The sequence below is a fragment of the uncultured Butyricimonas sp. genome, assembly GCF_959596855.1.
In the GTDB taxonomy this organism is placed as follows: domain Bacteria; phylum Bacteroidota; class Bacteroidia; order Bacteroidales; family Marinifilaceae; genus Butyricimonas; species Butyricimonas muris.
In genome coordinates, this window is sequence record NZ_CAUFYA010000002.1 from 145104 (window position 1) to 157085 (window position 11982).

An 11982-nucleotide genomic window follows, 5' to 3' on the forward strand; every position below is an offset into this window, starting at 1 on the left:
ATATAATTTATATGTGTGGCAACATGAATGATTTATTCATATTTTCTAATTAATTCCATGCTTCTCAAGACTTCTCCCACACTCCAAGCTTGAGATATGCTTCCGTTCGGGTGATGTGGAGGATCACCGTCATACACTTCGGCAATCGAACATACCCCGTAAAGCGTCATATCATCCTCGAATCCGTCCAACAACTCCTTCGCCTCGGGTAAAAACTGTTTCCCGTACAACTTCAAATTCGCTTCTATATACGCCCCGATCAGCCAAGGCCATACCGTACCTTGATGATACGCTTCGTCCCGGTGATTCTGGTCGCCCTCGTAATGCCCGTGATAATTCGGGTCCTTGGGTGATAAGGTACGGAGTCCCTTGGGAGTCAACAATTCTTTAGTAATCACCCTCAACACGCTTTCTTTCATGTCGTCGGTAATCGGGGAATAAGCTAAAGAACAAGCGAATACCTGATTGGGTCTTACCCACAGATTCTGTCCCCGCTCGTCCGCGTAATCCGCCAGATACCCCTTTTCCTCGTTCCAGAAAGTTTCCACGAACGACTTCCGTATCAACTCCGGCATATCTTTCCATTCTTCAACAAATTTCTTGTCTTTTGCCTCTTCTGCCAACTTTAACGAGTAGCAAACGGCATTGTACCATAATGCGTTGATCTCAACGGCATACCCGGCTCTGGCTGTCACGGGCACACCTTTTACCACGGCGTCCATCCACGTCAACGCTTTGCCGGGCTGCGACGCCCAAATCAGACCGTTACCGTCCATGTGCAACCCGGGGTTAATACCGTCCCGGAACGCCGCCAGAATCGCTTTCATCTTGCTCCCGTAGGTCTTCCATATCACTCCCGGTTCGTTCAGAGCCTCGTCATACTGTTGCACTGCCCAGAAGTACCACATCGGGGCATCTATCGAGTTATATGCAGCTTTATCCCCCTTACCGATATTCGGGAACAAGCCGTTGTGTAACTGCCGCGACATCGTGTCGAGCACTTCTTTACACTCCTTCAAGTTGCCGCAAGCAGCCAACGTCAAACCGGGCAAGGCTATAAACGTGTCACGTCCCCATCGCCCGAACCACGGGTAACCCGCCACCACCTCCGTGTCTTTACCGTCATGCACGATAAACTGTGAGGCGGAATAGGTCAGGCAACTCTCGCAATCGTCACGGTGTTTCCGTTTTTCCTCCAATTGTTGGAACTTACGTTTCAAACCGCCGGTTTTTACTTCCTCCGTCGAAGCGGAGAAAATGATACTCTCTCCTTTCTTGATCGGCACTTCCAAGTATCCCGGCACGAACAAATCTTCCTTGTAATCATACCCGCGTGCCTTCTCCTCCAAGTATTCTATATTATAATACCAGTCGGGTACCGCCACGAACTCGTTCGCCTTGCTCAACTGCATATTCAACGCCGGAAACCCGACGTAGAGCTTCGAACGGATACCGTTTTCAACCGTCTCGTACTTCGTGTTTGCCATCATATTCGCCCGGCTCAACGCGTGCGCGTTGCGATAGGCAAGAAACGGCTTCAAACGCAGAAACGTATCAGAATGAGCGTCTTCCAATGTATAACGTATCAATAACTGTGCCTCATTGTGCACCATCAAGATTTCTTTTTTCAACACGACACCTCCTACCCGATACGTCAATGTAAACAGCGGATCATATTCCAGATCCACGATATATTTATGCCCGCGAGGCTCGTATATCCCGGGGTATTTGTGTATACCCAAGTTAAATTCCTTGCCGTGCTGAACTATCGTTTCGTCCAACGAGGACAACAACACGTGGTTCTCCCCGCCGAACTCCTTGATCGGCACTACCAGTAACCCGTGATACTTCCTCGTGTTACAACAGACTATGGTCGTCGAAAAATATCCCCCGGCCCTATTGGTCGAAAGTACCTCTCTTTTTAAGGAATATTCCAAGTTAACCAATTCTTCTTTGTTGAAATTCAAATAACTCATGTTTCAATTTTAGATTTAATGATTTTAGATTTATAATTGCAGATTTCATTAATCGTAAATCGTCAATCATAAATCATAAATTATTCTATGATCGTCGTAAGATCATCCCCGTTCTCGCGGGTATATATAAACTTAACTGTCCCCGACCGGGTGACACGTAACGGGTGAAATGTTCCGTCCCGTGGTTTATTCGTCCCGCCCCGTCAAATGCCTTGTCATCCGTGTCCAGAATGTAGGTAAACTTACCGGAAGGCGCGTCAAACTTGTAATCCGGGAAAGACTTCTCCGGGTTGAAGTTAAACACGAACATCACGTCCCCCCGCGTAAAGATCAATATCTGCCGCTCGTTATCCCGAACCAGCGGTTCCGGACGCCAATCGAACACGCGGTTATCCGTTACAGCCTGCAACATGGCTTTATCGAAAACGTTGAGGAAACGGAAACGCAGGTTCTCGTCGTCAACCAAACTCCACAACCTCCGGGCATGCTCGTAGCTCCAACCATTGCCCTCCCGCGGGAAATCTATCCATTCCGGATGCCCCCACTCGTTACCCATGAAATTCAGATAACCGTCCGCCGCCGTGCCTATCGTCACCAGTCGGATCATCTTGTGAAGCGCCATGCCCCGGTCTACAATGACATTCGAGTCAAACACACTCATCGAAGTGTAAACGGCCTTATCCACCAGCCGGAAAAAGATCGTCTTGTCACCCACCAACGCTTGATCGTGACTCTCGGCGTAACTAATCGTGTGTTCCTCATCCCGCTTGTTCGTCAACTCGTAGAACAGATCGCCCACGTGCCACTCCTCGTCCCGTTTCTCTTTCAGCAATTTAATCCAGTAATCCGGCGTACCCATGTTCATCCGGTAATCGAAGCCCATCCCCCCGTCCTCTATCGGGGAAGCCACGCCGGGCATACCGCTCACGTCTTCGGCTATGGAAATCGCATCGGGCAATACTTGATGAATCACCCGGTTTGCCAAAGCCAGATAAGTGATCGCGTTCTCGTCCTCGTTCCCGTCGTAATACATCGAGTATTCCGTGAAACTCCGTTCGATACCGTGATCCCAGTAGAGCATACTCGTGATCCCGTCAAAACGGAAACCGTCAAAGTGAAACTCCTCCAACCAGTATTTACAATTCGACAACAGGAAATTCAACACTTCATGTTTCCCGTAATCAAAACAACGCGAATCCCACAACGGGTGGTGTCCCCTCGCGCCGGGATAGAAATACTGGTCTTCCGTACCGTCAAAACGACTTAATCCCTCCTCCTCGTTGTTCACCGCGTGGGAATGCACGATATCCATGATCACCCGAATCCCCATACCGTGTGCCGCGTCAATCAAGGCTCTCAACTCTTCCGGAGTCCCGAAACGGGAACTCACGGCGAAGAAATTAGCCACTTGATAACCGAACGAACCGTAATACGGGTGTTCCTGTATCGCCATCAATTGTATCGTGTTATACCCCAAGTCCACGATCCGGGGCAACACGAACAAACGAAATTCCGTGAATGTCGCCACCCTCCGGTGCTCCGTCGCCATACCGATATGCGCCTCGTAAATCAGGGGATTCTCCGCGCGAGGCGGTCGCTCATTGTGCATCAAATAGGGATGCAGCGGCTCCCATACCTGCGCGCTGTACACTTTCGTGTATTCGTCCTGTACCACCCGTCTGACGTGTGAAGGCAGACGTTCGCCGCTCCCGCCGTCCCATTCCACCAGTAGACGATACAGCATCTCGTGAGCCAATACATCCGCCGGAAGACGAATTTCCCAATTCCCGCTGCCCGCTTTGGTAAGCGCGTAATCGGGATGCTTACGCCAATCATTAAACTCCCCGAGGAAATAAATCGCCGTGGCGTTCGGTGCCCATTCCCGGAACACCCATTCGCTCGCCGTCCGGTGTAACCCGTAATATAAATAAGAGTTACACGAATCAGCCAACCGTGTAGTCCTGTACGTGAATTCCCGCTCCATATCCAGCACCTGACGGTGCCTCCGCTCGATAATCCCCTCGTACGGCCGTAATAATTTATCTTGTTCCACGAGTTTTAGCATCATATATCTTTTTTTAATCAATTACTTTTCAAATCAACCGCTTTAATGTTACAATCCGGTTAGAAAACGGTTACCATTAATTTACGTGGAATCATGGCTTTTGTTCTATTCACGGGTAAAAAATTATCCTCCTTTCTTGCCAACCCGTGAAGTCCCCCACCGAACCGGGACAATATTCTTTTCGCCTTACAATATACAACAATTGAACCACATTCCATACTTTTTAGGTATATATTTGTCAAAAAAGAGAAAATATTACAGATTTCCGTTCAAATGAAAAATTCTTATCTTTGCCACGCTAAAAAAGCCACAAAGCCGACACGTTTGATTTTTCAATCATAAATCAAGAAATCATAAATCGTAAATGAACAAAAATATATGAATATACTCGTCAACACCGCCTATTTTCCCCCGATTCAATACTTCTCGGAGATCAAGAACTGTTCGGAAATACTCGTCGAACAACACGAGAGTTACGGGAAACAAAGTTATCGTAACCGTTGCGACATCATGACCGCCAACGGCGTCATGACCCTCTCCGTTCCTGTCGTGAAAGGGGCTTCCCTCAAGATTCTCACGAAAGACGTACTCGTTGACTATTCCACCAACTGGCAGAAACTCCACTTCAAGGGCATCGAATCCGCCTACAAAAATTCGCCTTATTACGACTATTATATTGACAACCTTCTTCCCTTCTTCGAGCGAAAAGAAAAATACCTTCTCGACCTCAACACGAAAATATTACGCGAGCTCATGGAAAACATCGGTCTTAACCGCCCCCTCGCGTTCACGGAAGATTATTACCCCATCCCCGCGAACCACGACGACCTTCGTGATGTCATCCACCCCAAACCATCCCGCCGCCGCGCAGAACGCCCTTTCACGCCCAAACCATACCACCAGACCTTTGCCGAGCGTTTCCCATTTACCCCCAATCTCAGTATCATAGACCTGCTTTTTAACATGGGGCCAGAAACGGGGGGGTATCTTTAATTCGCTGAAAGCGAATTAAAGGTTGCATTTGCCTACGGCAAGTTACAAGTTGCTTCGGGAATCTTTTCAATCACTCAATCTAAAATCTAAAATCTAAAATCTAAAATTAGTAAGTTCCTTTATCATCATCTCCGCGAACCGCTCCGACGCACCGGGTTCTCCCAACCGTCCGTTCACTTCACGATAACCGGACAACATCCGCTCGCGGTTTTCCCCGTCGGGCAGGATAGCGGAAAGCTCCCGCAGGATATTGCGTTCGTTCAGCTTTTGCATAAGCAACTCGGGCACCACCTCCCTCCCCGCGATCAGGTTCACGAGAGAGATATATTTCACTTTCACGAAAGTCTTGAACAGGAAATAACTGAGAGCACCACCTTCCCCGCTATAACAAACCACTTGCGGGGTTCCGAGGATAGCGGTTTCCAGCGTCGCCGTGCCGGACGTGACCAGCGCGGCACGGGCTTGCTTCACGAGGCGATAAGTCTGCCCGTAAACAATCCGCACGTTCTTCCCTTGAATATAAGGAGCGTAATCGGCATCCATCATCGAGGGCGCCCCCGCAATCACGAACTCGTGGTCGGGGAAATGAGGCATCATCAGCAACATCTTCGGCAGCACGTGCTTCAACTCCTGCGCACGGCTACCCGCCACGAGAGCGATAATCGGTTTGCCCGACAACCCGTTCACGCGGGTAAACTCCTCGAATGATTCATTCTTGTGATCCCGATCGTGGATAGCATCCACCAGCGGGTTGCCCGCGTAATAAACCGAGTAACCGTACCGGGCGTAGAAATCCACCTCGAAAGGGAAAATCACGAACATCCGATCGACCAAGCGTTTGATCTTCTTCACCCGTCCTGTGTTCCACGCCCATATCTTCGGCGATATATAATAATAGACAGGGATACCCGCCTCCTTGATAAACTTCGCCACGCGCAAGTTAAAGCCACCGTAATCGACGAGAATCACGACATCCGGTCGCCACGCGAGAATATCCCGGCGACACTCGTCGATATTCGCCTTAATCTTGTCGAGATTCTTCAACACGGTAAGAAACCCCATGATAGCGGTATCCTTGTAATGACGCACGATGTCACACCCGGCGGCACGCATCAAATCCCCACCCCACCCGCGCACCTCGGCGGCAGAGTCATGGTGTCTTAATCCCTTGATCAAATTCGAGGCGTGCAAATCACCCGATGCCTCCCCGGCTATAACGTAATATCTCATCTCTTCCAAATATTATTGACGCGGCAAGTTACAAATTATTTCATCATCGCGCAAAACCGTCCCACCTCGTCATTTTCAATTTTCAACTTTCAATTTTCAATTGCATATCGTATCTTTGCCCCCTAAGATGTAAAAAACAATCACGCATGAATATAGCAGGGAAGAGAGTGGCGTACGTCACTTTAGGATGCAAACTGAATTTCTCGGAAACCTCCACGATTAAGCACAGCCTCGAACAGGCGGGAGCGGTGACCGCGGGAGAAAAAGAGGGAGCGGACATCTTCGTCATCAACACGTGCAGCGTCACCGACATAGCGGAGAAAAAGGGACGGCAACTGATACGGAAAATCGTGCACCGGAACCCCGGCGCCTACATAGTCGTGGTAGGATGCTACGCGCAGTTGCGGGCACGGGAAATCATGGCTATCGAGGGAGTGAACCTCGTGCTCGGCGCACGGGACAAATTCAACGTGGCACATTACCTCACCCATCTCGAAGAACAGGAAAAACAAGAACCGCACTCGTGCGACATCTTTAAAGTGGGCAACTTCGACCTCGCTTACTCCTATGGCGACCGCACCCGCAGCTTCCTCAAGATACAGGACGGTTGCGACTATTTCTGCACCTATTGCACCATTCCTTTCGCTCGCGGGCGAAGCCGCAGCGCCACCATCCGCGCCGTACTCGATGCTGCACGGGATGCCGCCGCGCGAGGCATACGGGAAATTATCCTCACGGGCGTGAACACGGGCGACTTCGGGCGGGGCACGGGCGAAACCTTCTTCCAGCTCCTGCAAGCCTTGGACGAGGTGGAAGAAGTCGAGCGTTTCCGGGTATCGTCCATCGAGCCGAACCTGTTGACGGACGAAATCATCCGCTTCGTGGCATCGTCGCACCGTTTTATGCCGCACTTCCACGTGCCGCTGCAATCGGGCAGCAACGAAGTGTTGCACCTCATGAAGCGCCGCTACGACCGTGAACTGTTCGCCGCCAAGGTACGGGAAATCAAAACCCTTCGCCCCGACGCCTTCATCGGCGTGGACGTGATAGCGGGAGCGCGGGGAGAAACGCCCGAGGCATTCGAGGATGCGCGGGAATTTATCGCGGGACTCGACGTGTCGCAACTGCACGTGTTCCCTTACTCGGAACGCGCCGGAACCAAAGCACTCGAAATCCCGTATATCGTGTCGCAAGCGGAAAAACACCGCCGGGTAAACGTCCTGCTCGACATATCCGAACAGAAACTGCGCTCGTTCTACACGGCACACGAGAACGAAACGCGTCCCGTGCTGTTCGAGGACAGCGAAACGGACGGGTCTATATGCGGATTCACGGATAACTACATCCGGGTGGAACTGCCTTACGACCGGACACTGGCTAACCGCATCGTGCCCGTCAAGTTAGGCACGATAAACGCGAACGACAACATGAACGGAACAATAAACTAAAACGACAAGCAACATGAATATCCTAGTAACGGGAACAGCGGGTTTCATCGGTTTCTACCTAGTGCGGAAACTACTGGCATCGGGACATACCGTGTATGGTATCGACTCTATCAACCATTATTACGACGTATCACTCAAACTCGACCGCCTGCACGAGTGCGGGATAGACCATCCCGAACCGAAAAAAGAAATCGTGTCCGCGCGATACCCCGCTTACACCTTTTGCCAGATAGACCTCTGCGACGCGGAAGCCGTGAACCGGCTGATGGAAACCCGCCACTTCGACGCCGTGGTGAACCTCGCGGCGCAGGCAGGCGTGCGCTACAGCCTGACGAACCCGGAGAGTTACGTGCAGAGTAACGTGGTAGGCTTCCTCAACCTGCTGGAAGCGAGCAAAAAAACGAACTGCAAGAAATTCATATACGCCTCGTCATCGTCCGTGTACGGGAACAACCCATCCGTACCCTTCAAGGAAACGGACAACGTAGACCACCCTATCAGCATCTATGCCGCCACGAAGAAGGGCAACGAACTGATGGCGTTCACCTACGCGCATCTCTACAAGCTGCAAACCATCGGGCTGCGCTTCTTCACGGTATACGGGCCGTTCGGTCGCCCGGACATGGCGCCCATGCTCTTCGCCAACGCCATACGGAACGACGAAACCATACGCGTCTTTAACAACGGCGACCTGTCGCGCGACTTCACCTATATCGACGATATCGTCACGGGAATCGAGAAAATCGTCACCACTCCCGGCGTAATTCGGGAAGATGTACCCGGCGTACCCGCTACCATATATAACATAGGGCACGGCTCCCCCGTGCAACTCATGGATTTCGTCCACCTGCTGGAAGAAAACATGGGACGCGTTGCCCGCAAAGAATTCGTGGGGATGCAGGCGGGTGACGTCTACCGGACATGGGCGGACACCACCCGGTTGAAAGAAGACTACGATTACACGCCCTACACCTCGCTGGAAACGGGTATCGCCCGCTTCGCGCGATGGTTCAAAGAATACTACAAGAAATGAGAACGATAAAACGAGTGCGGGCGGTCTACTTCAGCCCGACGGGAACCACGCGGAAAGTGGTCGCCACCGTGGCAAAGCACATCGCGCGGGCGTTGAACGCCACTCGCGGCGAGTATGATTTCACCTTGCCCGAGGCGAGAACCGCCCCGTTGACCTTCGCCGACGACGAACTCGTCGTTTTCGGTACCCCCGTCTATGCCGGACGAGTACCCAACGTGCTACTCCCCTACCTCGCCACCATAGCAGGTAACGGGGCTTTGGCAGTACCCGTCACCGTGTTCGGAAACCGGAATTACGACGATGCCCTCGTCGAACTTCGGGACATCCTCGCCCGCGGCGGGCTCAACCCCGTCGCCGCCGCCGCTTTTGTCGGGGAACACTCGTTCTCCCGCGTCCTCGCGAAAGACCGTCCCGACACGCGCGACCTCGACACCGCCGCCGCCTTCGCGCTTCACGTTGCCGCCACGTGCAACACGCTCCCCGCGGAACCGCCCCTCGTCGAAATACCCGGCACCCCTTATCCCTATCGCGGGTATTACACGCCCCGCGACCGTCACGGCAACCCGATAGACATACGCAAGGTGAAACCCCTTACCAACGACCGCTGCAATGACTGCGGACTGTGCGCCAAAGTCTGCCCCATGGGCTCGATCAACCCCGACAACGTGAAAGAAATCACGGGTATCTGTATCAAATGCGGTGCCTGCATCAAGAAATGCCCCCGGGATGCCAAATATTACGATGACGCCGGATACCTCTATCACCAGCACGAACTGGAAGAAACGTACCCGGGAAGAGCCGCGGTCGGCCTTTTCTATTCGGGGAGTTATGATTTATGATTTATGATTTTAGATTGAAGGATTTATGAGAGTCGCCTTCGGCGACTCCTCCACGCTTACTTATCTGCAACTTACCTGTAACTTATCTATAACTTATCTGCAAATTCAGATAAATACTTGATAAAGTAAATATTTTTTACTAATTTTAAGTCGTCGAGGAACGTGGGAGGATATGTTACACCTTAAAATCGGCTACCATGAAAACAGAAGACGAATCAAACGAACGACCGCGCAAGTACCGGGTAAACGGAATCACGTTCTACTACCGCAACGGGAAACTATGCGCCATGCCAAGTACCCGGGAAAAAACGAAAAAACCGCCGACGGAAAAACAAATCGAATCGAGGGAAGCCCTCGAAATCGCAACAGATTGCGCGATTAACTTTTTCAGAACCAACGGTATACTGTGCATAGCGTGGGACGCTTACGCGAAGCTATTCCGCAAAAACCGCCTCGATATCTTCAAGATGATTAACTACCCCGTGCTTGACGCGAAATTGCTAGGTGTGGACTACTTCCCCGATTTCTTTTTCTGCAAGGGCAAACTCGTGCCCCCGCGGGAAACACGGGTAAACCGCGAAGACCTGTTGCTCTTTCCCACGTGGGAACATCCCGACAGGGAATACGGCTTGTCAAACCCGGACGACCTGCTGATGATGGGGTATTTCTACGAATCGCGCCCCGACATACCGTTGCTCGTCATGACGGATGTCACCCGCGGCGAACGTTTCGCCCAAATCCAACTGCCCGACCTCGGCTACCCGTCGACGGAGACGCTCCACCTCTACCTCTTTTTCTGCTCGCCAGACTGGACGACATTCTCGGACAGCAGGTACGTGAAAGCATGATAATTCTAAATTCTAAATTTTATTTATTAGATTCGCGACGAATTAAATTTCATAAACCGCATGTAAAATGGTCAAAGAAACTTTCAAGTTTTCCATTAGAAGACTGATACAAACCAAGATTAACGGGGGTATTATTCTTCTATTCGTGGCAGTGGCGGCAATGCTTATCGCTAATTCCCCCCTGCAAGAGCATTATGCCTCCCTCTTGTCGAAAAACATTTCCCTCACTATCGGGAATTTCAACCTTTTTGACCGCCATGACGGCAATCCGATGACGTTACTCGACTTCATCAACGATGCTCTCATGGCTATTTTCTTTTTCTCCGTGGGACTGGAAATCAAACGGGAACTACTCGTCGGCGAACTTTCCACCCCGCGCAAAGCCCTGCTCCCGGTGGTAGCAGCCTGCGGGGGTATGATTATGCCCGTTCTCCTGTTCTGCCTCATCGGGCAACCCGGTCTTGCCATGCGGGGAGCCGCCATACCTATGGCGACCGACATCGCGTTCTCGCTCGGGGTGCTTTCCCTGTTGGGTAAGAAAGTCCCCCTCAGCCTCAAGATATTCCTGACCGCTTTCGCCGTGGTGGACGATATCGGGGGTATCATCATCATTGCCCTGTTCTACAGTTCCCACCTCGTGATGAACTACATTATCGCCGCCGCCGCGGTGGTGGCACTCCTTTACATCGGGGGACGGCAAGGCATACACAACAAGTTGTTTTTTATCTTTTTCGGTATTGTCGTCTGGTGCCTGTTCATCAACGCGGGGATACACCCCACCATCGCGGGGGTTATCGTGGCGTTCACCGTACCCGCCCGCCCGAAACTGCATATATACAAATACGTCAACAACATCCGGGAGAGCCTCAAACGCCTCCCCGAAGACTCGAACGAAATCATTCTCAGCAACTCGGAATTATCCATACTGAAAAGTATCGAGTCGGCGTCCGACAAAGTGGTCAGCCCGCTACAAGCCATGGACGACGACCTGCGCTTCCTCGTCAACTACATCGTGATGCCGCTTTTCGCTTTCGCCAACGCCAGCATCTCGTTCGAGGGCTTCACGCTCGCCTCGCTGCAAGGCGTGTCGATAACGATCTTCATATCGCTCGTCGTCGGCAAACTGGTCGGCATCTTCTCGTTCACCTACCTCAGCATCAAGGCGGGATGGCTCACGATGCCCGACAAAATGAACACTCACACGCTTTTCGGCATCTCCCTGCTCGGGGGTATCGGCTTCACGGTTTCACTGTTTATCGCCAACCTCTCGTATTCCGGCATAGGCGACGAAGGAGCCATGTTGCTCAATCAAGCCAAGATCGGGATCATCGGTGCCTCTTTATTCGCGGGAGTATGCGGTTACTTTTACTTGAAATACGCGCTGAATAAAAAAACACGAAAATAATTTTGAAAGCCCGATAAAGTCTTTATATTTGCATCCGCATTTGGAGAGGTGGCAGAGTGGTCGATTGCGGCGGTCTTGAAAACCGTTGTACCGCGAGGTACCGGGGGTTCGAATCCCTCCCTCTCCGCGAAAGCAAGTCACTGAA

General features: G+C 51.5%; 9 protein-coding genes and 1 tRNA gene. 7 read left to right on the forward strand and 3 right to left on the reverse strand.

What is annotated here, in order from left to right; translation table 11 throughout:
- Positions 1–32 precede the first annotated feature (32 nt).
- Both Q5866_RS01915 and Q5866_RS01920 read right to left on the reverse strand, forming a co-directional pair.
- Positions 33–1976, reverse strand: a complete 1944-nt coding sequence (locus Q5866_RS01915; protein WP_303178420.1) for an amylo-alpha-1,6-glucosidase — start codon at positions 1974–1976, stop codon at positions 33–35.
- 85 nt (positions 1977–2061) lie between these two features.
- Positions 2062–4044: an alpha-amylase family glycosyl hydrolase gene (locus Q5866_RS01920; RefSeq protein WP_303178422.1), complete on the reverse strand. Its 1983-nt coding sequence runs from the start codon at positions 4042–4044 to the stop codon at positions 2062–2064.
- A gap of 375 nt (positions 4045–4419) precedes the next feature.
- On the opposite strand from Q5866_RS01920, the gene Q5866_RS01925 reads away from it, so the two are divergent.
- Positions 4420–5034, forward strand: a complete 615-nt coding sequence (locus tag Q5866_RS01925) for a WbqC family protein (RefSeq protein ID WP_303178423.1) — start codon at positions 4420–4422, stop codon at positions 5032–5034.
- Positions 5035–5127: 93 nt separating this feature from the next.
- On the opposite strand, the gene lpxB is transcribed toward Q5866_RS01925, so the two are convergent.
- Positions 5128–6264 (reverse strand): lipid-A-disaccharide synthase, encoded by a 1137-nt coding sequence (gene lpxB / locus Q5866_RS01930; protein ID WP_303178425.1) that lies wholly within the window; start codon positions 6262–6264, stop codon positions 5128–5130.
- 146 nt (positions 6265–6410) lie between these two features.
- Between lpxB and mtaB the strand changes: the two genes are divergently transcribed.
- The 6 genes from mtaB (at position 6411) to Q5866_RS01960 (ending at position 11964) form a co-directional block, all read left to right on the forward strand.
- Complete coding sequence (gene mtaB, locus Q5866_RS01935; RefSeq protein ID WP_292268171.1) at positions 6411–7712, forward strand: tRNA (N(6)-L-threonylcarbamoyladenosine(37)-C(2))-methylthiotransferase MtaB; 1302 nt, start codon at positions 6411–6413, stop codon at positions 7710–7712.
- Between the two features lie 13 nt (positions 7713–7725).
- Complete coding sequence (locus tag Q5866_RS01940) at positions 7726–8745, forward strand: NAD-dependent epimerase/dehydratase family protein (RefSeq protein WP_303178428.1); 1020 nt, start codon at positions 7726–7728, stop codon at positions 8743–8745.
- Positions 8718–9584, forward strand: coding sequence for an EFR1 family ferrodoxin (locus tag Q5866_RS01945; protein ID WP_303178430.1), 867 nt, complete (start codon positions 8718–8720; stop codon positions 9582–9584). The genes Q5866_RS01940 and Q5866_RS01945 overlap by 28 nt, the downstream gene beginning before the upstream one ends.
- A gap of 197 nt (positions 9585–9781) precedes the next feature.
- On the forward strand, positions 9782–10432 hold the full coding sequence (locus Q5866_RS01950) for a hypothetical protein (RefSeq protein WP_227215139.1): 651 nt from the start codon (positions 9782–9784) through the stop codon (positions 10430–10432).
- A 67-nt stretch (positions 10433–10499) separates the two neighbouring features.
- Positions 10500–11837: a Na+/H+ antiporter NhaA gene (nhaA, locus tag Q5866_RS01955; RefSeq protein ID WP_303178432.1), complete on the forward strand. Its 1338-nt coding sequence runs from the start codon at positions 10500–10502 to the stop codon at positions 11835–11837.
- Positions 11838–11879: 42 nt separating this feature from the next.
- A tRNA-Ser gene (locus Q5866_RS01960) sits at positions 11880–11964 on the forward strand.
- The last annotated feature ends 18 nt before the right edge of the window (positions 11965–11982 follow it).

Bases quoted from the DNA above. Each gene is read 5' to 3' on its own strand.
- Q5866_RS01915 (WP_303178420.1), bottom strand. From the start codon at position 1,976: ATGAGTTATTTGAATTTCAACAAAGAAGAATTGGTTAACTTGGAATAT.
- lpxB (WP_303178425.1), bottom strand. From the start codon at position 6,264: ATGAGATATTACGTTATAGCCGGGGAGGCATCGGGTGATTTGCACGCC.
- Q5866_RS01950 (WP_227215139.1), top strand. From the start codon at position 9,782: ATGAAAACAGAAGACGAATCAAACGAACGACCGCGCAAGTACCGGGTA.
- Q5866_RS01920 (WP_303178422.1), bottom strand. From the start codon at position 4,044: ATGATGCTAAAACTCGTGGAACAAGATAAATTATTACGGCCGTACGAG.
- nhaA (WP_303178432.1), top strand. From the start codon at position 10,500: ATGGTCAAAGAAACTTTCAAGTTTTCCATTAGAAGACTGATACAAACC.
- Q5866_RS01945 (WP_303178430.1), top strand. From the start codon at position 8,718: ATGGTTCAAAGAATACTACAAGAAATGAGAACGATAAAACGAGTGCGG.
- mtaB (WP_292268171.1), top strand. From the start codon at position 6,411: ATGAATATAGCAGGGAAGAGAGTGGCGTACGTCACTTTAGGATGCAAA.
- Q5866_RS01925 (WP_303178423.1), top strand. From the start codon at position 4,420: ATGAATATACTCGTCAACACCGCCTATTTTCCCCCGATTCAATACTTC.
- Q5866_RS01940 (WP_303178428.1), top strand. From the start codon at position 7,726: ATGAATATCCTAGTAACGGGAACAGCGGGTTTCATCGGTTTCTACCTA.